Origin of the sequence: Phenylobacterium soli, assembly GCF_003254475.1 — a bacterium.
Classification (GTDB): Bacteria; Pseudomonadota; Alphaproteobacteria; order Caulobacterales; family Caulobacteraceae; genus Phenylobacterium; species Phenylobacterium soli.
In genome coordinates this window covers 346,051-370,523 of the sequence record NZ_QFYQ01000002.1, presented here as the reverse complement: position 1 = coordinate 370,523, position 24,473 = coordinate 346,051, and the positions used below count along the sequence as shown (strand labels likewise).

Below are 24,473 nucleotides of genomic sequence, written 5' to 3'. Positions count from 1 at the left end.
TTGGCCTCCTCCTTCTCCTCCGGTGCGTCCTCAAGTCCCGCCAAGGCCGCCGCGGCGCGGCTCATCGGCAAGGTCGGCGAGTTCGCCGACCACCTGCGCTCGACCCAGGCCGTCGCCCAGGACGCCCAGATCCGGGAGGCGGTGACCCGGACCGAGCTGACGGGCGCGCTCGAGGCCGCCCTCGCGGCGCGGGACGAGGCCCGCGCCGGCCTGCGCAGCGACGCCCTGCGCCGCTATGTGGCGGAGGCCGAGATCCGACGCCTGCGCCGCCGCAATCGCCCGGCCCGCTTCGCCGAGCAGGCGCTCGCCCGCCTCGGCCCGCCGGGTCAGGCCCTGGTAATCGCCGCCGCCGGCGTATGGCGGGGCGGGAGCCTGGGGGCGATCGCCGCCTACGCCCGGCGCGGTCCGGAGCCGGCGGCCCAGCCCGCCACGCTCTTCGACCAGGCCTGGTATCTGGCGGCCAATCCGGACGTCGCCGCCGCGCGCGTCGCGCCGCTCGCCCACTACCTGCTGTCCGGCGCGCGCGAGGACCGCAGCCCTCATCCCCTGATCGAGGGCCCCTGGTATCGCCGCCAGAACGCCCAGGCGCTCGCCGCCACCGGCCTCTCCGCCCTCGAGCACTACGTGAAGGAAGGCGCCGCGCGCGGGCGCGAGCCGCATCCGGTCTTCGATTCCGCCCACTACCTCGCCGGCGCGGGCGACATCGCGGCGGGTGAGACGCCGCTCGAACACTATCTGCGCGTCGGCGCCTCGCGCGGCCTGTCGCCCCATCCGCTGTTCGATCCGGTCTGGTACGGCAAGCAGGCCCGCCGGTCGGCCAAGGACGCTCCGGCCCTCGTCCACTATCTCACCGTCGGCTGGCGCAAGGGCTTCTCGCCCCACCCGCTGTTCGATCCGGCCTGGTACCTGCTGCAGAACGGCGACGTCGCCCAGGCCGGGACCGAGCCGCTCACCCACTTCCTCGCCACCGGCGCGCGCGAGGGCCGCAGCCCCGGCCCCTGGTTCGACCTGCCGCACTATGTGGAGGCGCGGGGCGCCGCGCTGCCGACCCGCGTCAATCCGCTCGTCGACTACCTGCAGGGCGGCGCCTGGACCGTGACCGAGGCCCGGCCCGGCCTGCCGACCGCGGCCTATCTCGCGGCCAATCCGGAGATCGTCGAGCAGGGCCTGACGCCCCTGGAACACTGGGCGCGCCGCCAACCGCGTTGATCCCCGGGCGGCGAAACTCGGCCCTCAGGCCGCCACGGATCGGCCACAGTCGGGGTAGAAGGGGCCGCCGCATGGGGACGTTATTCCACATCGCGTCGAGGCCGGCGCCGCCGAACCGATCCGTCATTGACATCGTTCGGACGCCTGCGCATCTCTCCGCCCGCTCCGGGCGTTCCCGCGAGATTGCGGCCGATCTTTCTCGGCCAAACGGAGTTCACCCTTTCGCGGCTCACATCAGTTAAATGTGGGTCTGAGGACGTACGGGACGGCTCGCCGCAATGAAGTTCCTGACTTTCATGACCAATCAGCCCGACAACGTGCTCACGCGCGCGTTGGCCGAGGGCAAGCGGCCGTTCATCGTGGCCGCGGTGTTCAGCTTCTTCACCAACGTCCTGTATCTGGCGCTGCCGCTCTACACCTACCAGGTGTACGGGCGGGTGATGATCAGCCAGAACCAGGCCACGCTGTGGCTGCTGACGCTGATCACCATCTTCGTCTTCTTCGTCTCCAGCGCGATCGACGACTTCCGCGCCCGCATCCTCATCAACTATGGCGTGGTGCTGGACCAGCGCGTCTCGGGGCGAATCTTCTCGGGCCTGTTCGACGCCGTCGTGCGCGGCGATCCCAGCGCCCGCTCGCAGGCCCTGCGTGACCTCGACACCTTCCGCCAGACCCTGACCGGCGTCGCCGCGGCGGCCTTCTTCGACCTCCCCTGGATCCCGGTCTTCGTCGTCGTGCTGTTCCTGATCGACCCCCTGGTCGGTCTGGTGGCGCTGCTCGGCGGGGCCGGCCTGCTGGCCCTGGCCCTGATGCAGGAGCGGGCCGTGCGCCCGCCGGCGCGCGAGGCCAACGACGCGCAGTTGAAGAGCTACGCCTTCACCGAGGCGGCCCTGCGCAACGGCGAGGTCGTGCGCGCCATGGGCATGCTGCCGACGCTCGGCGCCGCCTGGGCGCGCCACCGCGCCGTGACCATCGAGCGCGGCGCCGCCGCGGCCGAGCAGTCCAACATGTACACCGACATCATCAAGGCGGTGCGCATGGGCATTCAGGTGCTGGTCATCGCCGTCGGCGCCTACCTGATCCTCAAGGGCCAGATCCACCAGGGCATGCTGTTCGCCAACATGATCCTGGTCGCCCGCGCCCTGCAGCCGATCGAGCGCATCGTCGGCACCTGGGAGCCCCTCAACAACATGGCCCGGGCCCATGCCCGCCTGATGACCCTGCTGGAGAAGGCCGAGCCGCCGGTGCTGGCCACCTCCCTGCCGCGGCCCACCGGCCGGCTGAGCGTCGAGGGCGTCAACTTCGCGCCCTACGGCGTGCAGCGCCTGGTCCTGGGCAACATCAACTTCCGGATCGAGCCGGGCGAAGTGCTGGGCGTCATCGGCCCCTCCGGCGCCGGCAAGTCGACGCTCGCCCGCCTGCTGATGGGCATCTGGCGGCCGATCAACGGGTCCGTGCGCCTCGACGGCGCCGACGTCTTCACCTGGGACCGCGCCGACTTCGGCCGCTACGTCGGCTACCTGCCGCAGGACACCGAGCTGTTCTCCGGCACCATCCGCGACAACATCGCCCGCTTCCGCGAAGGCGTCAGCGACGAGGAGGTGGTGAAGGCCGCCACCCTGGCCGGCGTCCACGAGCTCATCCTGCGCATGCCCAAGGGCTACGACACCGACGTCGGCGAGAGCGGCGTGGTGCTGTCGGCCGGCCAGCGGCAACGCGTGGGCCTGGCCCGCGCCCTGCTCGGCGATCCGGCGTTCATCGTGCTCGACGAGCCCAACGCCAGCCTCGACGCCGAGGGCGAGGCGGCGCTGATGTCGGCCATCGACGCCATGAAGGCCCAGGGTTCGACCATCGTCGTCATCGCTCACAAGCCGGGCATCTTCCGCGCGGCCGACAAGCTCCTGGTGCTGCGTGACGGCCGAATCGATCTGTTCGGTCCCAAGGACCAGGTCATGGCCCGGGTCATGAAACCGGCCGATGTTCGCTCGATCGAGGCCAGCCGATGAAGCTCGAGATCGGACCCGTCCGCTCCACCTACGTCGCCCCCACCTTCGGCGGCGACGACACCACGCCGCTCGATCCGCGGCTCGAGCAGCGACTTCGCCGTCCGATGCTCGTCGGCGCGGCGATCATCGGCACCATGGTGGTCGGCCTGGGCCTGTGGGCCTCGCTGACGCCGCTGGCGTCCGGCATCACCGCGCCCGGCCAGGTGACCGTCGAGGCCAATCGCAAGACGATCAATCACCGCGACGCCGCGACGGTGAAGCAGATCCTCGTCAAGGAAGGTCAGCTGGTCCGCGCCGGCCAGCCGCTGATCGTGTTCGACGACACCGAGCCCAAGGCGACCGTCGCCATTCTGCAGAATCAGGCCGACAGCCTGATGAGCGCGGCCGCCCGGCTGAGCGCCGAGGCGACGAATCGCCCCGCCGTCCAGTTCCCGCCCGAGCTCACCAGCCGCGCCGGCGATCCGCAGGTCGCCGGCATGATGCGCGACCAGGATTTCTTGTTCACCAGCCGCCTGCAGCTCTTCCAGAGCCAGTCGCAGGTGCTGCAGCAGCGCCTCGACCAGATCCAGAATCAGGTCCAGGGCGACCAGGCCCAGCTGACCTCCACCGACGAGCAGCGGAAGCTGCTCGTGGACGAGATGACCAGCTTCATGCCCCTCTACGAGAAGGGCTATGCGCCGAAGACGCGGATCCTCGCCTACCAGCGCCAGATCGCCGATCTCGGCGGCCGCCGGGGGTCGCTCGTCGCCGACATGGCGCGCCTGCACCAGCAGATGGGCGAGACGCGCATGCAGCTCGCCTCGCTGCGCGACCAGCGCCAGAGCCAGGCGGCCGAGCAGCTGCGCGACAGCCAGTCTAAGCTCGAGGAGGTGCTGCCGAAGCTGGTGGCCGCCAAGGCCGCGCTCGAGGGCACCGTCGCCCGCGCGCCGGTGGACGGCTACGTCTTCAACCTCACCCAGTTCACCCCGGGCGCCGTCGTCGGCGGCGGCCAGGTCCTGATGGACATCGTGCCTTCCAACTCGCCGCTCATGGTGACGGTGATGGTCAAGCCCGAGGACATCGACCAGGTCCACGTGGGCATGGACGCCCAGGTGCGACTCGTGGGTCCCAATCCGCGATGGAACAGCCCGCTTCCCGGCAAGGTAGTGGTCGTTTCCGCCGATCGGATCACCAACGAGAAGACCGGCATGGGCTTCTATCGGGCCGATGTCCGCATCGATCCGAAGGACATGAAGGGGCTCGAGAAGAACGTGAAGGTGACCCCCGGCATGACCGCCACGGCCATGATCAAGACCGGCGATCGCACCCTGATGGGCTTCCTGATCACCCCGATCACCGACACCATCCACCACGCCTTCCACGAGCAGTAACCGCCTCGGGAAACGATGGATCGGGCGCCGTCCTGCCGCACCTAATAGGTGTTGCGCAAATTGCACGGTTCCGATACGTCTTCACTCGGGCTCGTTTAACCTGCGCCGCAGCCATGCTACGGCGTTGGGGGAGATGGATCGCTGGGACCGCTCCAAGCTTTGGGGGTCAGGCGTGCCGGGGTCCGTGTGACACAGACTGGAGAGACTAATGGCGACTTACACTTTTGAGACGATGACCACGGCTCAGGCGGCGTCCTACAACGCCAGCACTGACCAGATCGTCTTCAGCAACTCCACCTCGCACGCCTCGGCGGTGCAGGTGACCTTCACCACCACCTCGATCCCGCCGAGCGCGACCTCGACCGGTTCGATCTCGGTGTCCGGCGCCACCATCAAGGACCTGGTGACGGGTCAATCGGTGACGTTCGGCACGGGCATCCTGGGCGAGAGCGACTTCATCTTCCCGGATTCCTCGAAGCTGCTCGTCGGTCTCGGCACTGCCGACACCGCGACCTTCGGTGCGACCAACGACGCCATGTTCGGCGATCTGGGCGACGACGTCCTGACCGGCGGCAACGGCAACGACGTGCTGCAGGGCAACACCGGCAACGACATCCTGACCGGCGGCGCTGGCGCTGACACCGTCTACGGCGGCGGCGACAACGACACCATCGACGTGGGCGACGGCTCGAACCGCGCCAACGGCAACAAGGGCGATGACATCCTCTACGCCACGGGCGCCACGGCCAGCGACTCGAACACGCTGCTCGGCGGTCAAGGCAACGACATCATCACCGGCGGCCTCGGCAACGACTGGCTGCAGGGCGACCTCGGCAACGACTCGATCGTGGCCTCGGTCGGCGGTGACGACACCGTTTCCGGCGGCGACGGCACCGACTCGATCGTCCTCGGCACGACGGCCGGCAACGTGAACGTCGACGGCGGCAACGACGCCGACACGATCACCACCGGCGCCATGACCGGCGGCGGCACGATCCACGGCGGCGACGGCGCTGACAGCATCGTCATCACCGGCGGCGCCTTCACCAAGGCCGTGTCGATCAACGGCAACGCCGGCGACGACACCATCACCGCGTCGGCGGGCACGACCTTCGCTAAGGGCGCGACCGTCGCCGGCGGCGCTGGCAACGACTCGATCGTCTTCGCGTCGAACTCGCAGTCGCTCTACTTCTCGGGCGACCTCGGCAACGACACGATCACGGCCACCGGCACCGGCAACGACACCCTCCTGGGTGGCGACGGCGCCGACTCGCTCTCCACCTCCGGCGGCGACAACTCCGTCGACGGCGGCACGGGCGCGGACTCGATCTGGATCAACGCGGCGGGTGCGTCGAACAACGTCCTCACCGGTGGTGATGGCAACGACCTGATCGTCCACAACACGGGCGTCAGCATCAGCGACACCACGGCTGGCTCCGGCAACGACACCATCAGCGCCGGCGCTGGTGACGACACGGTCATCCTGGCCGCTGGCGGCACCAAGAGCACGGTGGACCTGGGCGAAGGCAACAACACCTTCGGCGGCACCGGCAACTCGAACCTGTCGATCACGGCCGGCGCGGGTAACGACGTGATCTCCGCCACCGGCAACGGTGAGCACACGGTCTCGTCGGGCGCTGGTATCGACCAGATCACCCTCTCGGGCACCGGCAACGACAGCATCTCGGCTGGCGATGGCGCGGACACGATCGTCCTGACGGGCGGCACGACCGGCTACGTCGACGCGGGTGCGGGTGCTGACGTCGTGACCGGCACCGCCGGCAACGACACCATCCTCGGCGGTGACGGCAACGACCAGATCACCGGCGCTGGCGGCACCGACGTCCTCACCGGTGGTGCGGGCAGCGACACGTTCAACTTCGCCGACAACGAGTCGAACAACGTGATCGGTTCGCAAGACCGCATCATGGACTGGACGGGTGGCACGCAGGCGACCCCGGTCGACGTCCTGCACTTCACCGGGACGGGCTTCACCTCGACGGCCACCGCGCTGAACTTCGACGCCTCCTTCACGGCGTCGGACTACGCGGCGGCCACGACCTACGCCAACGGCAAGTTCGGCCAAGGCGTTGAGTTCGTCGCGGTGCAGGTGGGCAACGACGTGGTGGTCTTCGCCGACACCCACGCCACGGCCACCAACGCGCTCGACGCGTCGGATGACGCGGTGGTTCTGATCGGCCGCTCGCTGGCCGACATCCACTACACCAACCTCGTCTAAGCCTCGGCTCAGACGGAACTACGGGGGCCGCCCTTCGGGGCGGCCCTTTTGTTTTTGGGCCTTTCGCGGCCGCACCGGCGCCGCTAGAGCCATGGCCATGTCGAACGCGGCCCTCTACCTCCATCCCAACGGCTACGACACCAGCGGCCCCGAGCTGCTGGGCCGGATCTCGGCCGGCGAGAGCTTCCTGCGCGGCTACCTCCGCCACGCCGAGGTGGACCGCTACTACTTCTGGAACGTCGCCGGTCGCCCGATGAACGAGCTTCAGGCCCTCCTCGAGCGGGTCGAGGCGCCGAAGAAGCCGATCAGCTGGATCCCCCAGACCAACCGCTCCGGCCTCGGCGAGGTCGGGGTGCTGAACGTGCCGATGCCCTCGCTGACCAACGAGTCATGGCTGCGCCGTCCATTCGGCTCGCGCACCTACGCGATCTGCGGCATCACCCACACGACCGCCACCGATCGGGTCATGCAGGCGCTCGCCGACATGCTGGTGGCGCCCACCGAGAGCTTCGACGCCCTGATCTGCACCTCCGAGGCGGTGCGCCACGCCGTCGAGACCCAGCTCTCCATGATGCGCGACTACCTGGACGCCGAGCGCGGCCCGCGCCGCCGGCCTGAGCCCATGCGCGTCACCATCCCGCTCGGCGTCAACACCGAGGACTTCTCCACCTCGCCGGAGCACCGCAAGGCCTGGCGCGAGCGCCTCGCCATCCCCGACGACGCCGTGGTGGCGCTCTTCGTCGGCCGTTTCAACATCCGCGCGAAGATGAACCCGGCGCTCATGGCCATCGCCCTGGAGCGCGCCGCCAAACGCACGGGCCGCCCCATCTGCTGGGTCAACGCCGGGTGGTCGCCCAACCCGAAGGAAGAGCAGGCCTACCACGAGCAGACGCGGGCCCTCTGCCCGTCGGTCCTCTATCGCAGCGTCGATGGCCGTCCGCCGGACGTCCGCTTCTCAATCTGGTCGGTGGCCGACTTCTTCATCAGCTTCTCCGATAACATCCAGGAGACCTTCGGCCTGACGCCGATCGAGGCCATGGCCGCCGGCCTGCCCTGCGTCGTGACCGACTGGGACGGCTACAAGGATACGGTCCGCCACGGCGTCGACGGCTTCCGCGTGCCGACCATCGCTCCGCCGCCCGGCGAGGGCGGCGATCTCGCCTACTGGTTCGCCAACAACTGGCTCAACTACGACAACTATGTGGGCGCGGCCGCCCAGTTCACGGCCATCGACTATGCCGAGGCGGAGACCTGTATCGCCGCCCTCGTCGAGCAGCCGGAGCTGCGTCGCCAGATGGGTGAGGCGGCCAAGGTCCGCGCCCGCGAGGTGTTCGACTGGGCCGCCGTCATCCCGCAATACCAGGCGCTCTGGGCCGAGCAGAACGCCCGCCGCCTGGCGGCCCCGCCAGAGCCGCGCACCCGCGACAATCCCTACCGCCCGGACCCCTTCACCCTCTTCCAGAGCTATCCCTCGCGGCACGTCACGGCGCGCAGCCCGGTGCGGCTCGCGCCCGGCATGAGCTGGGACCTCGCCAAGCCGCTGCTGGAGTCGCCGATCGTCTCCTACAGCGGCTTCCATCGCCCGACCCTCGACGAGGTGGAGACGATGCTGGCCATCCTCGGCCAGAAGGGCGTGGCGACGGTGGCGGAGCTGGCCCAGGTGGCGGCGCCCGACCGGCGCGGCTACGTCGCCCGCGGCGTCCTGTGGCTCGCCCGCTACGGCGTGGTCACCCTGGCTGAAGACTGAGATTGGCGGGGGGAAACTCAGCCCCCAAAACGCAAGCGGCCGGGCGGCGAACTCAGGTTCCACCGCCCGGCCAAAGCGACACAGCCATGGAGAGCTAGGCTGACCTCGTACTTCTAACGCAAAGCTCTGCTGCGCGAAAGGGAATCCCTCATCACGATTGCGCAACTTGGCCATGAACGCCGCCCAAACCGGGCGCCCGGCCGGGTCCAGGCGGATCGTCGGTTACATCCTCAGTCGAAGCCGATCCCGGTCAGGGACGCCAGCCGCGCCTGGTCGCGGGCGTAGATCCGACGCAGGAACACGATGTCCTCGTCCGTCAATTCGGACCCGTAGTCCATCTCCCGGCCCACGTGCACGGCCCGCGGCTCCACAGCCGCCGTGGCGGGCGGAAGGCTCAGGAAACGGCGCACCTCGGCCAGCACCGATGTCGGGTCCGCCTGCAGCGTCTCGGCCTTCAGCGCCAGCACCTGCTCCTTCGGGAAGAGGCCGAACAGCCGCTCCATCTGCTCGCCGTAGAAGCCGCGCTCCACATAGGAGAAGGCGCGGTGGAAGCCCCAGGGCGCGTCGGGGAGAGGGCTGTCGAACAGCCGCATCCGCCCCTGGCGGACGCACCAGGCGAAGGGCTGGGTTTCCCAGCCGCGGGCGTATTCCATCCGCCAGTGCGACCACGCCCGCTGCACCGGGTCGCGCAGCACGACGATCAGCTTCATCGCCGGGTTGTAGGCCCGGATGCGCTCCAGCGCGTTGGGCCAATAGAGGTAGATCGGCGTCGCTTCCCCGCGCGGGCGCCCGTCCGGCGGGGCGAACAGGGCGTGGTAATCGGCATAGTCCGGCCGCGCCCAGTCTCGCTCGTCGTCGTCGAAGAAGTGGGTCTCCTTCTCGCGCGACAGGGAGACCTCCGGAGCCTCGGCCAGGTAGTCGAACAGGGCCGTGGTCCCGGCCTTCTGGACCCCTGCGATGATGAAGTCGACGCGCGGCTCAGCCATCAGTCCCCATCCCCTGTCGGGCCCGCCGGGGCAAGCGCCATTCACGCTTCATGAGGGCCGCGGAGCGCGATAAGAGGGGGTTCGGTTTGCGGGGGCGCGGACCGCGGCAGCGGCCTGCGAGAGGCGTTTGATGAAGACGGTGATCCTGGCGGGCGGGCTCGGCACGCGCATCTCCGAAGAGAGCCACCTGAAGCCCAAGCCGATGATCGAGGTCGGCGGCCGGCCGATCCTCTGGCACATCATGAAGCTCTACTCGCACTACGGCTTCAACGACTTCATCGTCTGCCTCGGCTACAAGGGCTATGTGGTGAAGGAGTACTTCGCCAACTACGTGCTCCACAACGCCGACCTGACGGTGGACCTGGCCAAGGGCGCCATCGAGTACCACGCCACCAATCACGAGCCCTGGCGCGTCACCCTCGTCGACACCGGCGAGGAGACCATGACCGGCGGCCGCCTCAAGCGCATCGCCGGCTACCTGGAGCCGGACGAGCCCTTCTTCCTGACCTATGGCGACGGGGTGGCCGACCTCGACCTGCGCCGCCTGGCCGACTTCCACCGCAAGCATGGCCGCCAGGCGACCGTCACCGCCGTCGCCCCGCCGGGGCGCTACGGCGCCCTGGAGATCGCCGACGGCCAGGTCCAGCGCTTCATCGAGAAGCCGCCCGGCGACAACGGCCTGATCAACGGCGGCTTCTTCGTCCTCGATCCCAAGGTCATCGGCCGGATCGACGGTGACGACACCATCTGGGAGCAGGAGCCGCTCACCGGCCTGGCCGCCGACGGCCAGCTGATGGCCTTCAAGCACGACGGTTTCTGGGCGGCCATGGACACCCTGCGCGACAAGAACGTCCTCGAGGGCCTGTGGGCCTCGGGTGAGGCGCCGTGGAAGCGGTGAACCGCGCCTTCTGGCGAGGCAAGCGCGTCCTCGTCACCGGCCACACCGGCTTCAAGGGCGGCTGGGCTGCCATCTGGCTGGACGCCCTGGGCGCGGAGGTCACCGGTCTCGCCCTCGCGCCGGACCAGGATCCCAGCCTCTTCGCCCTGGCCGGCGTCGAGCGCCTCTGCCGCTCGCGGATCGCTGATCTGCGCGACCCCGCCGCCGTCGCCGCCGCCCTGGACGGCCAGTCGTTCGACCTCGTCCTGCACATGGCCGCCCAGCCGATCGTGCGCGCCAGCGTCGCCGACCCCATCGCCACCTTCGCCACCAACATCATGGGCACGGCCCACCTGCTGCAGGCCCTGCGGGGCCAGAGCGGCCTCAAGGCGGTCCTCACCGTCACCTCCGACAAGGTCTACGCCAACGCCGAGACCGGCCGCGCCTTCACCGAGGCCGATCCCCTGGGCGGCAAGGATCCCTATTCGGCCTCCAAGGCGGCCTGCGAGATCGTCACCCAGAGCTTCGCCAGGAGCTACTTCGAACCGGCCGGCGTGCCCCTCTCCACCGCCCGGGGCGGCAATGTCATCGGCGGCGGCGACTTCTCCCGCGACCGCATCGTCGCCGACATCGTCCGCGCCGCCCGCGCCGGGGAGGCTGTGGTCCTGCGCCACCCGGAGGCGACGCGTCCGTGGCAGCATGTGCTGGATTGCCTGGCGGGCTATTTCCGCCAGCTCGAGGTGCTGGCCACCGATCCGGCGAACGCGCCGCGCGCCGTCAACTTCGGGCCCAAACCCGGCGGGGCCGAGGTCACCGTCGGCGAACTCGCCAGCCTCGGCGTCGAGGCCCTGGGCGGCAAGCCCTGGCGCCACGAGCCCGACCCCAACTCCCTGGAGGCCAGGTCCCTGGCCATCGACGCCGGCCTCGCCCGGCGCGCCCTCGGCTTCGAAAGCCGCCTCGCGGCGCCCGCCGCTGTCGCCCTCACCATGGACTGGTATCGCCGTCAGGGCGCCGGCGAGGACGCACTCGCCTTGTGCCGCGAGCAGATCGAAGGCTACGAAGCCGGCCGATGACCTCCCAGCTCCTCTGCCGCTTCTGCAAGACCCCGCTGAGCCACACCCTCGTGGATCTGGGCGACCAGCCGCTCGCCAACAGCTACCTGACCGCCGACCAGCTCGCCGCCGGGACCGAGGCCGCCTATCCGCTGCACGCGCGCGTCTGCCACGCCTGCTTCCTGGTGCAGGTGGAGGACGTGGTGCCGGCCGACGCCATCTTCGACGCCGAATACGCCTACTTCTCCTCCTATTCGGCGAGCTGGGTGGAACATGCGCGCCGCTACGCCGTGGCCATGATCGACCGCTTCCAGCTCGGCCCGGACTCGCTTGTCGTCGAGGTGGCCAGCAACGACGGCTACCTCCTGCAGCACTTCCTCGCCCGCGACGTGCCGGTGCTCGGCGTCGAGCCGACGGCCAACACCGCCGAGGCCGCCCGCGCCAAGGGCATCCCCACCGAGGTGCTGTTCTTCGGCGCCGAGACCGGGCGCGTGCTCGCCGCCCGCGGCGTGCGGGCCGACCTGATGGCCGCCAACAACGTCCTCGCCCACGTGCCCGACATCGGCGACTTCGTGGCCGGCTTCGGCGAGGTTCTGAAGGCGGAAGGCGTCCTCACCTTCGAGTTCCCGCACCTCTTGAACCTCATCGAGAAGGTGCAGTTTGACACCATCTACCACGAGCACTTCTCCTACCTCTCGCTGCTGGCGGTGGAGCAGGTGCTGCGGGCCAACGGCCTGCGCCCCTTCGACGTGGAGCTGCTGCCGACCCATGGCGGCTCGCTGCGCCTCTTCGTCTGTCATGCCGGATCGGGCCGGGCGGAGACCGAGGCGCTCAAGGCCCTGCGCGAGGCCGAGCACGCCGCCGGCCTCGACCGGATCGAGACCTACGACGGCTTCACGCCGCGGGTGCAGGCGGTGCGCGCGAGCTTCCGCGCCTTCATCGAGCGCGCCCGCGCCGAGGGCAAGCTGATCGCCGCCTATGGCGCGGCGGCCAAGGGCAACACCTTCCTCAACTACTGCGGGGCGACGGCGGCCGACATCGCCTGCGCCTTCGACGCCAATCCGGCCAAGCAGGGCCGCTTCCTGCCGGGCAGCCACATCCCGATCGCCTCGCCGGCCAAGGTGGCCGAGGTGAAGCCGGACTACGTCCTCATCCTGCCGTGGAACCTGAAGGACGAGATCATCGGCCAGCTCGCCTTCATCCGCGACTGGGGCGGCCGCTTCGTCATCGCCTCGCCGGAGACGAAGGTCCTCGACTGATGCGTTTCACCGAGACGGAGATCGCCGGCGTTGTGGTGGCGGACATCGAGCCCCACACCGACGAGCGCGGCGCCTTCGCCCGGCTGCAGTGCCCGGAGGAGTTCGCCGCCGCCGGCCATCCGTTCGGGCCGGTCCAGACCAGCCTGTCGCGTAACCCCCAGGTCGGCACCCTGCGCGGCATGCACTACCAGAAGCCGCCCCACGCCGAGACCAAGCTGGTGCGCTGCGTCCGCGGCCGGATCTTCGACGTCGCCCTCGACCTTCGCCCGGCGAGCCGCACCCACCGCCGCTGGACCGCCGTCGAGCTCAGCGCCGACAACGCCCGCGCGCTCTACATCCCCGAGGGCGTCGCGCACGGCTTCCTCACCCTCGAGCCCAATTCCGACGTGCTCTACCAGATCGCGCCGGCCTACACCGCGGGTCACGAGGCCGGCGTGCGCTGGGACGACCCGGCCTTCGCCATCGCCTGGCCCATGGCGCCGGCGTTGATATCGCCGCGCGACGCGACCTATCCTGACTACGCAAACGGGGCGGGCTGAGGCGTGATCGAGATCCATCCCACCGCGAAGGTCTCGCCGCTCGCCGATATCGAGGACTCGGTGCGCGGCACCCTGATCCGCGTCGGCCCCAACACGGTCATCGACAGCTTCGTGAAGATCAAGCCGGCCGGCGGCATGGGCGACGTGGTGATCGGCGCCGACTGCGCCATCAACTCCGGGACGGTCATCTACACCGGCAACGGCGTGCGGATCGGCGATGCGGTCGCCATCGCCGCCAACTGCACCTTCGCGCCGACGAACCACGCCATAGCGGACCGGACGAAGCGCATCCGCGACCAGGGCTTCATGCCCTCGCGCGGCGGCATCCTCGTCGAGGATGACGTCTGGATCGGCTCCAACTGCGTGCTCCTCGACGGCGCGGTCGTGCGCAAGGGCGCGGTGATCGCCGCCGGCTCGGTCGTGCGCGGCGAGGTGGAGGCCTACGCCATCTTCGGCGGCGTCCCGGCTCGCAAGATCGGCGAGCGGGGCGCGTGAGCATCACTGTCCTCGGCGCCGCCGGTTTCGTCGGCGCGCGGCTCGCGGAGCGCCTCACCGCGGCCGGGCAGGCGCCCTGGACCCCGGCCAAGGGCGATCCGGAGCTCCTGACCCGCGACTTGGGCCTCGTCTACTACTGCGCCGGCCTGACGGCCGACTACGACCGCCGCCCCTTCGATACGGTGGAGGCCCATGCGAGCCTCGTCAGCCGCATCCTCGAAGCCGGCCGTTTCGAGAAGATCGTCTATCTCTCCTCGACCCGCCTCTACGACGGCCTTCGCAAGGCCGAGGTGGACGAGGCCGAGCCCCTGGTCTTCGATCCCCTCGATCCGCGCCGCGTCTATGACCTCTCCAAAGCGCTCGGCGAGAACCTGGTCATGACCCGCTCAGGCGGCCGGGGCGCGGTGGCGCGGCTCGCCAACGTCTACGACTGGACGGACGGGGCGCCGGGCTTCCTCTCCGAATGGCTGATCCGGGCGCGGGGCGGCCGCGCGCTCTCGCTCGACTCCAGCCCGCACGTGGCGCGCGACTACATCCACCTCGACGACGTGGTCGACGCCCTGCTGGCCATCGCCGCCGCGCCGGAAGGCGAGATCGTCAATGTCGCCAGCGGCGCGCTCACCGCCAACGGCGAGATCGCCGAGGTCTTCGCCGCCGCCGGCTGGCAGGTCGATTTCCGCGGCGACGCGCGCCCGCCGGCGCCGCCCAACGCGGCCATCGGCCGGCTGCGGGCGCTCGGGGTCGCGCCGCGGCCGGTGAAGGCGGTCGTCGCCGACTATCTGGAAGGGCTGAAGGCGTGAAGCTGATCGACCACACCCGCGAGAGCCTGGTCGCCTACACCACCGCCCAGTGCGCCCACATCGTACCCGACGGGCGCGAGGACGCCTTCAGGAAGACGGTCGACGCCCACCTCGACGAGGCGCTCGAGCGCCTGCACCGCTGCATCAACGCCTGCGCCCCCTGGCGGCCGGACCAGTTCAATGTGCTGCAGTCCTCACAGCACTGCATCTATCTGTACTATCTCAGCAATACGATCTGGAAGCGGTCGGGCGACACGGCCGCGGCGACGCGCCTCTTCCTGATGAACAAGGCCTTCAACGGCATCGACCTGTTCTACGAGATCGCCATGCCGGAGGTGTTCTACATCGGCCACAGCGTCGGCATCGTCCTGGCCAAGGCGACCTACGGCAACTACCTCGTGCTCTATCAGGGCACGACGGTCGGCCGGCACAAGGACCAGATCCCGGTCATCGGCGACCGGGTGATCCTCTATCCGGGAACCTCGGTGGCGGGCCGCGCCGTGGTCGAGGACGACTGCGTGATCAGCCAGGGCGTCCGCGTCATCAACAAGCACGTGCCCAGAGGCTCGATGGTCTTCGCCGGCGAGACGCCGGGCGGATTGACCTTCCGCCCGCGCCCCGACGACCTGCTCTCCGAATACTTCAGGCTTTAGCCGGCTCGGCCACGGTGTTGGCCACCATGTCGTAGAACTTGCGCGCGAAGTCCTCGGTGCGGCCGAGCGGGCCGGCCTTCATCTGCTCGCGCAGGTTCTGGCGCAGGTGCAGCCGCCGCGCCCGGTCCTCGACCAGCCTGACCGCGATCTCGACGAACTCGGCCTTGCTCTCGGTGGCCATGTCGCCGACGCCCGAGTTGGTCAGGATCGAATAGCTCAGCCGCTCGAAGAAGGCCGGGCCGATCAGGCTGACCACCGGCACGCCCATCCACAGGGCCTCGGTCGTCGTGGTGCCGCCGGTCAGGGGCAGGGTGTCCAGGGTGATGTCCACCTCGTTGTAGAACGGCATGTGCCGCCCGCGGATCGCCTGGAAGACCACCCGGTCGGCGGCGATGCCGTTGGCCGCGAAGGCCTTCAGGATATTGGCGCGGAAGCTCGGCGTGCCGCCCTCGGGGCGGATGAACATGAACCGCGAATCCGGCACGCGCTTCATCACCTCGGACCACAGGGCGATCATGTCCGGGTTGTACTTGTGCGGGTTGTTGGCGGTGCCGAAGGTGATCCGGCCGGCGCGATCCTCGGGCAGGCCGGGCAGAATCTCGTGGCTCTCGGAGAACACCATCTTGCCGAGCGCGATCCAGCTGTCAGGCATCAGCATCGGTCGCTCGATCATCAGCTCCGGCCGGGCCGGCACGCTGTAGGGATCGCAGACAAAGTAGTCGATGGTCGACAGGCCGGCCGAGTGCGGATAGCCCAGCCAGCTCGCCTGGCGCGGCGCCGGGCGCCAGGCCATCACCTCCAGCTTGTTCATGAACGTCGAGCCGCCGAGCTCCATGAGCAGGTCGAGCTGGTCGTCCGCGATGAGCTGGGCGGCGTCGCGGGCGCCGATGTCCGGATGCCAGCGGAACGCGGTCACCCGCTCCTTGATGTGCCGCTGGATGGCGTCTTCTTCGCCTTGGTAGAACGAGTAGCAGTAGACCTCGAACCGGTCGCGATCGAGGTGGTCGAAGAGGGGCAGGGCGAAGTAGGCCACCGGGTGGTGGCGCAGGTCTGAGGACATGAAGCCCAGGCGGATCTTGTCCGAGCGCGGCCGGGGCGGCGGGCGCTTGATCGGGAAGCTGGCGGCCTGGGCCTCGATGCTGCGGCCCCAGATCCGGTGCTGCTCCACCAGCTCCAGCCGGTCCTCGTCGGTGCGCACCCGGGCCAGCTGCTTGAGCAGCGCCGTGTGGCGGCCGCTCTCGGCCCAGGTCCGGCCCAGATCCCTGAAGCTGCCGAGCTGCGCCACCTCATCGAAGGCCGAGACCCGGATCAGCACCTCGGAGGCGATCTTCAGATGGGCCGGCGAGGTCAGCTTCTCGCGGCGCATGGCGTCCTTCAGGAGCTGATAGGCCTCCTCGATGTTGGCGCCCTCGTCGCCGGTGCGCGTGCGCTCCAGGCTCTCCACCAGCGCCAGGGTGTGGTCGAGGCGGCTGGGATCGAGCTGGTGCGCCCGCCGCAGATGCTCGTTGGCGCGGGCCCGATCGTAATCGGTCATGCTGGCGCCGAGCTGGTATTCCAGCCACGCGGCGTTGGGGAATCTCGGCAGCAGGCCGGTGAGGTAGGCCTCGGCCTTGCGCAGCTCGCCCGAGCGGCGGAACACGATGGCCTTGGCCTCGTAGAGGCGCGACTCCTCCGGGTTGGCGGCGATCGCCTTGTCGAGCAGGTCGTGGGCCTGGGCCTGGCGGTGCCCCTCGTTGAACACCCCCGCCATGTCGAGCCAGGCGTCGATGAAATTCTTCTTCAGGGCCACGGCCTGGCGCCAGCGCACCATTGCCTGGTCGGTCCGGCCCTGGAAGTGCAGCGCGCGGGCCAGTTGGCGCTGGTATTCGGCGTTGCGCGGATCGGCGCGCACCAGCTTGGTGAACACCTGCTCGGCCTTGGCCGGCTCCTTCATGTCGAGCAGGATGTTGCCGCGGTTGACCTGCGGCGACTTGGAGCTGGGGTCGATCTTGAGGGCCTGGTCCAGGGCGGCGAGCGCCTCCGGGAATCGGCCGAGCTGGCGCAGGAGGACGCCGCGCAGGTTCCAGAACTCGACCTCGCGGGGAAACTGCGCGACGGCCCGGGCCGACCAGGCCTCGCCCTCCTCGCGGCGCTTGGCGCGGAACAGCTGGTGCAGCAGCACGCGCCAGACCTGCGCCGGCTGGCCTGCGTCCTCGTTCAGCACCTCCTGGAGGAGGCCGATGGCCTCGCCGGCGCGACCCGCCTGCAAGGCCTCGTTCGCCGCCACCAAGCGCTTGTCCATGCCCCGACCTTTTGCAGCCTTTGCGTCCCTGGGCTCACCCCAGGGCCAGGAGGCTTAAGCCGCCCCGCGCTCCGTGGCTAGAGGGTCGCCCCAAGGCTCATCCCCGGCGCGAGAAGCGCCACTTCAGCGCCAGGATGGCGGCGGACAGCAGCAGGCAGACCACGTTCGAGCCGATCACCGGCCAGCTCTGGATCAGCACGCCATAGGCGATCCACAGGCTGAAGCCGGTCACCGTGACGATGTACATGCGCAGCGACACCGAGGAGGCGTCGCGCTCGCGCCAGATCTTCAGCAGCTGGGGCGCGAAGCTGGTCATGGAACAGAGGGCGGCGGCCACGCCCACGATGTTGGCGAGGGGCGACAAGGCTCAGGCGCTCTGTGGAAAGCGCACCACGGCCCGCCGGCCCGGCTCGGCCGGCAAGGTCTCGAAGCGGCCGCGCAGCTGCTGGGCGAGCAGGCCGACGAGGGTCGCGCCGAAGCCCTTCGCGGCCTCGCCGTCGCGCCCGTCGCCGTTTCCCTCGACGCTCAGCTCCACCTCGTCCGATCCGCGCTTCAGCGACACCGTCACCGCGCCCGGGCCACCGGCGACGGGCTGGGTGAGGGCCTCGCGAACGAGCTCGCCGGTGATCAGCGCCAGGGGCGCGGCCTGGCGGGTCGGCACGGTGACGGGGTCGATCTCGAGGCGCAGGCCGACGTCCTCGCGGCGGCAGGCGGCCAGCGCCTCCTCGGCGATGTCGCGAACCAGCCCGTCCACGGCCATCCGGGCGGTCTCGCCGTTCGGTTCGAAGCGGCGGTGGACGGCCATCAGGGCGTTGATGCGGTCCAGGGCGCTCTGGGCGGCGTCGCGCTCCGGCCCGGCGGGCGCGCGGCGCGCCTGCAGGACGAACACCGAGGCGATCAGTTGCAGGTCGTTCTTCATCCGGTGGTCCACCTCGCGCAGCCGCGCGTGGGCGCGGGCGAGTTCCGCCTCCAGTTCCGCGAGCCGCCCGCTCGCCGTTGCGTCTTGAGCCTCGTTGCCGTGCGTGGACATTTCCCGGGTCCCCCAGACCCATCCGGCGCTCCCCCCGGCCAGACCAACGGCGCCGCTTGGTCGCCGGTTCCCCGCCGAACGACGTTCTGTCTGGAGCCGCGTGCCTCTTGACCGCCCGGCCGTGCGCCGCCTAAGCGCCACCCATGAACATCCTTCTGGTCGGTTCCGGCGGCCGCGAGCACGCGCTCGCCTGGAAGATCGCGCAGTCGCCCCTCGTGACGCGCCTCGTGGCGGCGCCCGGCAATCCCGGCATGGCCCGGGTGGCGGAGGTGCGCGACGTCGGCGCCGTCGACGTGCCGGGCCTCATCGCCCTGGCGCGCGAGATCGCCGCCGACCTGGTGGTCATCGGCCCGGAGACCACGGTGGCGGCGGGCCTCGGCGACGCGTGCGCGGAGGCCGGCATCCCGTGCTTCGGCCCGACCGCCCAGGCCGGCCAGCTCGAATCCTCCAAGGCCTTCACCAAGGCCTTCTGCGACCGCTACGGCCTGCCCACCGGCGCCTATCGCGTCTGCGAGACGGTGGACGAGGCCAAGGCCGCGCTCGACGCCTTCACCGCCCCCTTCGTCGTCAAGGCCGACGGCCTGGCGGCCGGCAAGGGCGTGGTGGTCGCCGCCACGCGCGAGGAGGCCGACGCGGCGGTCGAGGACGCGCTCGGCGGCCGCTTCGGCGCCGCCGGCGCCCGCGTCATCATCGAGGAGTTCCTCGAGGGCGAGATCGGCTCGCTGTTCGCCCTGTGCGACGGCAAGACCTCGATCGTCTTCGGCTCGGCCCAGGACCACAAGCGCGCCTTCGACGGCGAGCAGGGGCCCAACACCGGTGGCATGGGCGTCTATTCGCCGGCCCCGGTCTTCACCGCGCAGCTCGTCGACCAGGTGCGCACCCGCTTGGCCGAGCCGGCCTTCGCCGGCATCGCCGCCGACGGCGCGCCCTATCGCGGCGTGCTCTTCGTCGAGCTGATGGCCACCGCCCAGGGTCCCAAGCTCGTCGAGTTCAACGTCCGCTTCGGCGACCCGGAGTGCCAGGCCCTGCTGCTGCGCCTGAAGAGCGACCTCGTGCCCTACCTGATGGCCTGCGCCACCGGCACGCTGGCCGACCTGCCGGCCCCGGAGTGGAGCGACGACCACGCCGTGGTCGTGGTGGTCGCCGCCCAGGGCTATCCCGGCACGCCGAAGGCCGGCGGCGAGATCAAGGGCGCCGACGCCGACTTCGGTCCGGACGTGGTGGTCTTCCACGCCGGAACGCGGCGGGACGCCGACGGGACCCTGCGCGCCGCCGGCGGGCGGGTGCTCAACGTCTGCGCCCGGGGGCCCAGCCTCCAGGCCGCGCGCGACAAGGCCTATGCCGCGATCAAGGCGATCGACTACGCCGACGGCTTCTGCCGCTCCGACATCGGCTGGCGCGCCCTGGCCCGCGAAGGCGCCTGACGCCGCCTGATCGGCAGGGCGCCCAAAGGTAAGGGGCGCCGCGCCTCGGCCTTGCTCCCGCCCGTCCCGCCCCGGTAAAGTGGTTCAAACACTTGTACGAGGGGTAAGGAACGCCATGGCCGTCACGACCGAAATCGCCGGCGAGCAGGCTCGCGAACAGGCGAACACCGGCACCGATGTCGTTCCGGAATCCCAGCGGTTCGACGAGGCCTCGCTCGAGCGCTGGCTGAAGGCCAACGTCGCCGGCTACGAGGGCCCGCTCGAGGTCCGCAAGTTCAAGGGCGGCCAATCCAATCCGACCTACCAGCTGATCACCCCGTCCAAGAAGTACGTCCTGCGCCGCAAGCCGCCGGGCAAGCTCTTGCCCTCCGCCCACGCGGTGGACCGCGAGTACAAGGTGATCTCGGCGCTCGGCCCGACCGGCTTCCCGGTGGCCAAGACCTACGGCCTGTGCACCGACGACGACGTCATCGGCACCTGGTTCTACATCATGGACAACGTTGAGGGCCGGATCCTCTGGGACCAGACCCTGCCGCAGTACGAGCCGGCGGTCCGCAACGCGATCTTCAAGGCCAAGATCAAGACCCTCGCCGACCTGCACAACACCGACTACGTCAAGATCGGGCTCGAGGACTTCGGCAAGCCCGGCAATTACATGGGCCGCCAGGTCGACCGCTGGACCAAGCAGTACAAGGCCAGCGAGACGCAAGCCATCCCCGAGATGGAGAAGCTGATCGACTGGCTGCCCAAGAGCCTGCCGCCGCAGGAGCGCACCTCGGTCGTCCACGGCGACTATCGCCTCGACAACATGATCTTCCACCCCACCGAGTCCCGCGTCATCGCCGTGCTCGACTGGGAGCTCTCGACCCTCGGCGACCCGATGGCCGACTTCACCTACCTGCTGATGAACTGGGTGAACGGCACCATCTCGCAGCTGCCGGACCTCAAGGCCCACGGCCTGCCGACCATCGACGAGGCGGTGGACTACTACTGCGAGCTCACCGGCCGCGCCGGCATGCCGGAGCTCAACTGGTTCTTCGCCTACAACACCTTCCGCCTGGCGGGCATCATCCAGGGCATCCTCGGCCGGGTCCGCGACGGCACGGCCAACCACCCGGACGCCGCCAACATGGGCCCGCGCGTCGTCGGCCTGGCCCAGACCAGCTGGGCCTTCGCCCAGAAGGCCGGCGCGGTCGGCTAGAGCCCGGCCGTCGCCAGCACCGCGTCCACCGCCGCCTCGTCCGCAAACCGCGCGCGCACGGGCCAGGCGGTGACGCGGCTGCGCCAGGCGGGGGGCAGGCGTACCCAGTCCTTCTCGGTGGTCACCAGGCCCGCGCCGAACTGCGCCGCCCGGTCGGCCAGGCGCTGCAAGGTCGCCTCGTCATAGGCGAAGTGGTCGGGGAAGGGGGCGAAGTCGGCCAGTTCGCAGCCGGCCTCGGCCAGGGCCCGCTCCACCTTCCACGGCTTGCCGACGCCTGCGAAACCGACCTGCGGCCCCGTCGGCGGCGGCGCGGCCGGCTCCAGCCGCGCCAGCAGCACCGGCCTCGGCGCCAGCATCGCCAGCAGCTCCGGATCCGGCGTGTCCAGCCCGGGCGGCATCAGCAGCACCACCGCGTCGGCCCGCGCCAGCCCCGCCTTCAGCGGCTCGCGCATCGGCCCTGATGGGAAGACGCGGCCATCGCCGAACGGCCACTCGCCATTTCGCGTCTCGCCGTCGACCACCACCAGCGACAGGGCCTTCCTGACCGACGGGTTCTGATGGCCGTCGTCCATCACCACGGCCTTGGCGCCCGCCGCCGCCGCGGCCCTGGCGCCCGCGGCGCGGTCGCGTGACACCCAGACCGGAAAGCCGCCCCCCGCGCCCTGGGCCAGCATCAGGGGCTCGTCGCCGACCTCGGCGGTGGTGTGAATCGCCGGATCGACCCGCACCGGCCCCTCGAGCCGCCCGCCATAGCCGCGCGACAACAGGTGCGCCGCCACGCCCCGCGCGGCCAGCCGCTCGGCGAGCGCGCGGACCACCGGGGTCTTGCCCGCTCCGCCCAGGGTGACGTTGCCGACGCAGATCACCGGCGCGCCCGGGTCCTCAGGCTTGGCCCGCGCGATCCGCCGGGCCGTCACCGCCGCCCAGATCCAGGACACCGGCGTCAGCAGGAAGCGGGTCCGCGGCATGTCCCGCGTCTCGCGCCGGTACCACCATTCGGGCGTCTTCAGCTTCATGCGGCGATCAGCGGCTGGAGCGCGTCCAGCGCCGCCTCCAGGGCCGCGCCCTCGCGCCCGGCGAAGTCCAGCGCCGCCTCGCCGATGCGGCGGGCGATCGTCGGGTTCTCCAGCAGCCCCCGCACGTGGCGGGCTAGGGCCGCGCCGTCGCCGGCCTCCAGGGCCGCGACCTCGGCGAACATGGCGTCATAGACCTCGCGGGCGTTGAAGGCGTGCGGCCCGGTGATCATCGCCTTGCCGAGCCGGGCGGCCTCCAGCGGATTGTGCCCGCCGATCCCTTCGGCGAAGGCGCCGCCCATCACCACCACGTCCGCCAGCCGCAGGAAGAGGCCGAGTTCGCCGAGGGTGTCCGCCACATAGGCGGAGGTCCCGGGCAGGATCGTCTCGCTCGCCGCCCGCCGCGCCACCGTAAAGCCCAGCCAAGCCAGTTCCGCCGCCACCGCGGGCCCGCGGTCCGGATGGCGCGGAACCACCACCACGAGCCCCGCGCCCGCCTCCCGCGCCGCGCTGGCGACCAAAGCTTCCTCGCCCGGGTGGGTGCTCGCCGCCACCACCACCTTGCGCCCGCTGGCGGCGCCTTCCAGCCGCGCCAGCTCGGCCGCGTCACAGGGCAGGGGCGCGCCGACGAGCTTCAGGTTCAGCCGCCCGCCGACCCTGGCGCCGAGCCCCGCGAGCCGGTCCTCGGTGGCCGCGTCCTGCGGCAGGATCAGGTCGAAGGCGCCGACCAGCGCCCGCGCCGAGGCCGGCGCGCGCGCCCAGCCGCGGGCGCTCTCCAAGGTCATCCGCGCCGAGACCAGGGCCAGCCGCACGCCCCGGGCCTTCGCCGCCAGGATCAGGTTCGGCCAGAGCTCGCTCTCTACCAGGATGCCGAGGTCGGGCCGCCAGTGGTCCAGGAAGCGCGCCACGGCGCCCGGCGCATCCACGGGCGCGAACTGGTGGATCACGCCCTCGGGCAGCCGCCTCGCCAGCAGCTCGGCCGAGGTCAGGGTGCCCGAGGTCACCAGCAGGTTCAGCTCCGGCCGCCGCGCCCTCAACGCATCGATCAGCGGCAGCAGCGACTGGGTCTCGCCGACGCTCACCCCATGCAGCCAGACGAGCAGGCCTTCGGGCCGGCTCCGGCCGGCGCGCCCCAGCCGCTCGCCGATCCGCGCCGGATCCTCCTTGCCCCGCCGGGCCCGGCCGCGCAGCAGCATCGGCGCGAGCGGCGCCAAGAGGCCGCTCGCCGCGGCGTAGAGCGCCAGCGGGAGAGGGCGCCCGAGAGGAAGCGGTCGGCTCACACCACCTCGGCCGGCGCCAGCCGGCAGGCCACCGAGGCGTCGGTCTCCACCTGCAAGGTGGCGTGGCCGATGTTGAACCGGCGGCTCAGCTCCTCGCAGGTCTCGTGCAGGAAGGTGTCGCAGTCGCCGTTCGCCGGCCGGATCAGGTGGGCGGTCAGCGCCGTCTCGGTGGTGCTCATGGCCCAGATGTGCAGGTCATGGACCTCCTGCACGCCCGGCCGATCGCTCAGCCAGTCCATCACCGCCCGCTCGTCGATGCCGGGCGGCACGGCGTCGAGCGCCAGGTTGATGGAATCCCGCAGCAGCCCCCAGGTCCCGAGCACGATGAAGGCCGCGATCAGCAGGCTGAGCAGCGGGTCGACCCAGAGCAGGCCTGTGCCGGCGATCACCGCCGCGCCGATCACCACCGCCACCGACACCGCCGCGTCGCCGGCCATGTGCAGGAAGGCCCCGCGGACGTTCAGGTCGTGGTCCCGGTCGCGGAAGAACAGCAGGGCGGTGGCGGTGTTGATGATCACGCCGAGACCGGCGGTCCACATGACGATGCCGGTGCCGATCGGCTCGGGATGCATCAGGCGGCGCACCGATTCCGAGACGATCACCCCGATGGCGATCAGCAGCATCACCGCATTGGCCAGGGAGGCCAGGATCGTGCCCTTGCGCAGGCCATAGGTCCGCCGCCCCGTCGGCGCGCGCTTGGCCAGCACCGCCGCGCCCCACGCCAGCAGCAGGGCCAGCACGTCGGAGAGGTTGTGGCCGGCGTCGGCCAGCAGCGCCAGGGACGAGGACCACAGGCCCGCCACCACCTCCGCCGCCACGAAGGCGGTGTTCAGCCCCACCCCGATGGCGAAGGCCCGGCCCATATTCGACGGGACATGATGGTGGTGATGCCCGTGACCGTGTCCATGCCCGTGCTCATGGCCATGATGGTCATGGTCATGGTCATGGTCATGGTCATGGTCGTGGTCGTGGTGGTCGTGATGATGATGGTCGCCGTGGGCCATGGGCCTAT

Annotated in this window: 21 protein-coding genes; 14 read left to right on the top strand and 7 right to left on the bottom strand. The window is 70.5% G+C overall.

The window, feature by feature from the left end; all coding sequences use genetic code 11:
• The 5 genes from DJ017_RS19185 to DJ017_RS19165 all read left to right on the top strand — a co-directional run bounded on the left by DJ017_RS19185 (position 1) and on the right by DJ017_RS19165 (position 8,571).
• The gene (locus DJ017_RS19185; protein WP_111530497.1) at positions 1–1,209 is read left to right on the top strand and encodes a hypothetical protein; all 1,209 of its coding nucleotides are present in this window, start codon (positions 1–3) and stop codon (positions 1,207–1,209) included.
• 278 nt (positions 1,210–1,487) lie between these two features.
• Positions 1,488–3,215, top strand: a complete 1,728-nt coding sequence (locus DJ017_RS19180) for a type I secretion system permease/ATPase (protein WP_111530496.1) — start codon at positions 1,488–1,490, stop codon at positions 3,213–3,215.
• The gene (locus tag DJ017_RS19175; protein ID WP_227000256.1) at positions 3,212–4,585 is read left to right on the top strand and encodes an HlyD family type I secretion periplasmic adaptor subunit; all 1,374 of its coding nucleotides are present in this window, start codon (positions 3,212–3,214) and stop codon (positions 4,583–4,585) included. Before DJ017_RS19180 ends, DJ017_RS19175 begins: the two co-directional genes overlap by 4 nt.
• Positions 4,586–4,817: 232 nt before the next feature.
• Positions 4,818–6,824, top strand: coding sequence for a beta strand repeat-containing protein (locus DJ017_RS19170; RefSeq protein ID WP_165830725.1), 2,007 nt, complete (start codon positions 4,818–4,820; stop codon positions 6,822–6,824).
• A gap of 97 nt (positions 6,825–6,921) precedes the next feature.
• Complete coding sequence (locus tag DJ017_RS19165; protein WP_165830724.1) at positions 6,922–8,571, top strand: glycosyltransferase family 4 protein; 1,650 nt, start codon at positions 6,922–6,924, stop codon at positions 8,569–8,571.
• A 230-nt stretch (positions 8,572–8,801) separates the two neighbouring features.
• Here DJ017_RS19165 and DJ017_RS19160 read toward each other — a convergent pair whose 3' ends face one another.
• Positions 8,802–9,557, bottom strand: coding sequence for a sulfotransferase domain-containing protein (locus DJ017_RS19160; protein WP_193540013.1), 756 nt, complete (start codon positions 9,555–9,557; stop codon positions 8,802–8,804).
• Between the two features lie 130 nt (positions 9,558–9,687).
• On the opposite strand from DJ017_RS19160, the gene rfbF reads away from it, so the two are divergent.
• From rfbF to DJ017_RS19125, 7 genes are read left to right on the top strand one after another with little or no spacing between them, the layout of a single operon-like run.
• Positions 9,688–10,455, top strand: coding sequence for a glucose-1-phosphate cytidylyltransferase (gene rfbF / locus DJ017_RS19155; RefSeq protein WP_111530493.1), 768 nt, complete (start codon positions 9,688–9,690; stop codon positions 10,453–10,455).
• Complete coding sequence (rfbG, locus tag DJ017_RS19150; protein WP_111530492.1) at positions 10,443–11,507, top strand: CDP-glucose 4,6-dehydratase; 1,065 nt, start codon at positions 10,443–10,445, stop codon at positions 11,505–11,507. The genes rfbF and rfbG overlap by 13 nt, the downstream gene beginning before the upstream one ends.
• Positions 11,504–12,745, top strand: a complete 1,242-nt coding sequence (locus DJ017_RS19145; protein ID WP_111530491.1) for a class I SAM-dependent methyltransferase — start codon at positions 11,504–11,506, stop codon at positions 12,743–12,745. Before rfbG ends, DJ017_RS19145 begins: the two co-directional genes overlap by 4 nt.
• On the top strand, positions 12,745–13,284 hold the full coding sequence (gene rfbC / locus DJ017_RS19140) for a dTDP-4-dehydrorhamnose 3,5-epimerase (protein WP_111530490.1): 540 nt from the start codon (positions 12,745–12,747) through the stop codon (positions 13,282–13,284). The genes DJ017_RS19145 and rfbC overlap by 1 nt, the downstream gene beginning before the upstream one ends.
• Before the next feature lie 3 nt (positions 13,285–13,287).
• Positions 13,288–13,779 carry an acyltransferase gene (locus DJ017_RS19135; protein ID WP_111530489.1) on the top strand — a complete coding sequence of 164 codons (492 nt, stop codon included), beginning with the start codon at positions 13,288–13,290 and terminating at the stop codon, positions 13,777–13,779.
• The gene (locus DJ017_RS19130) at positions 13,776–14,579 is read left to right on the top strand and encodes an NAD-dependent epimerase/dehydratase family protein (RefSeq protein WP_111530488.1); all 804 of its coding nucleotides are present in this window, start codon (positions 13,776–13,778) and stop codon (positions 14,577–14,579) included. The genes DJ017_RS19135 and DJ017_RS19130 overlap by 4 nt, the downstream gene beginning before the upstream one ends.
• Entirely contained in the window at positions 14,576–15,232 is a 657-nt protein-coding gene (locus DJ017_RS19125; protein ID WP_227000255.1) for an LbetaH domain-containing protein, read from the top strand. The genes DJ017_RS19130 and DJ017_RS19125 overlap by 4 nt, the downstream gene beginning before the upstream one ends.
• Here DJ017_RS19125 and DJ017_RS19120 read toward each other — a convergent pair.
• From DJ017_RS19120 to DJ017_RS19110, 3 genes are all read right to left on the bottom strand, one after another.
• The gene (locus DJ017_RS19120; protein WP_111530487.1) at positions 15,222–17,513 is read right to left on the bottom strand and encodes an O-linked N-acetylglucosamine transferase, SPINDLY family protein; all 2,292 of its coding nucleotides are present in this window, start codon (positions 17,511–17,513) and stop codon (positions 15,222–15,224) included. The two genes, DJ017_RS19125 and DJ017_RS19120, sit on opposite strands and share 11 nt — an antisense overlap.
• 97 nt (positions 17,514–17,610) lie before the next feature.
• Entirely contained in the window at positions 17,611–17,877 is a 267-nt protein-coding gene (locus DJ017_RS19115; RefSeq protein WP_111530486.1) for a SemiSWEET family sugar transporter, read from the bottom strand.
• A gap of 3 nt (positions 17,878–17,880) precedes the next feature.
• Positions 17,881–18,543, bottom strand: a complete 663-nt coding sequence (locus DJ017_RS19110) for a sensor histidine kinase (protein WP_111530485.1) — start codon at positions 18,541–18,543, stop codon at positions 17,881–17,883.
• A gap of 143 nt (positions 18,544–18,686) precedes the next feature.
• On the opposite strand from DJ017_RS19110, the gene purD reads away from it, so the two are divergent.
• Together purD and DJ017_RS19100 are read left to right on the top strand one after the other, a co-directional pair.
• Positions 18,687–19,967 (top strand): phosphoribosylamine--glycine ligase, encoded by a 1,281-nt coding sequence (purD, locus tag DJ017_RS19105; RefSeq protein WP_111530484.1) that lies wholly within the window; start codon positions 18,687–18,689, stop codon positions 19,965–19,967.
• 115 nt (positions 19,968–20,082) lie between these two features.
• On the top strand, positions 20,083–21,168 hold the full coding sequence (locus DJ017_RS19100; protein ID WP_111530483.1) for a phosphotransferase family protein: 1,086 nt from the start codon (positions 20,083–20,085) through the stop codon (positions 21,166–21,168).
• Here DJ017_RS19100 and lpxK read toward each other — a convergent pair.
• Genes lpxK through DJ017_RS19085 form a run of 3 tightly spaced genes read right to left on the bottom strand, consistent with a single transcriptional unit; the run spans position 21,165 to position 24,465 of the window.
• Positions 21,165–22,184: a tetraacyldisaccharide 4'-kinase gene (gene lpxK / locus DJ017_RS19095; RefSeq protein ID WP_111530482.1), complete on the bottom strand. Its 1,020-nt coding sequence runs from the start codon at positions 22,182–22,184 to the stop codon at positions 21,165–21,167. The two genes, DJ017_RS19100 and lpxK, sit on opposite strands and share 4 nt — an antisense overlap.
• Positions 22,181–23,461: a 3-deoxy-D-manno-octulosonic acid transferase gene (locus DJ017_RS19090; protein ID WP_227000254.1), complete on the bottom strand. Its 1,281-nt coding sequence runs from the start codon at positions 23,459–23,461 to the stop codon at positions 22,181–22,183. Before DJ017_RS19090 ends, lpxK begins: the two co-directional genes overlap by 4 nt.
• Entirely contained in the window at positions 23,458–24,465 is a 1,008-nt protein-coding gene (locus DJ017_RS19085; protein WP_111530481.1) for a cation diffusion facilitator family transporter, read from the bottom strand. The genes DJ017_RS19090 and DJ017_RS19085 overlap by 4 nt, the downstream gene beginning before the upstream one ends.
• Positions 24,466–24,473: the final 8 nt, after the last annotated feature.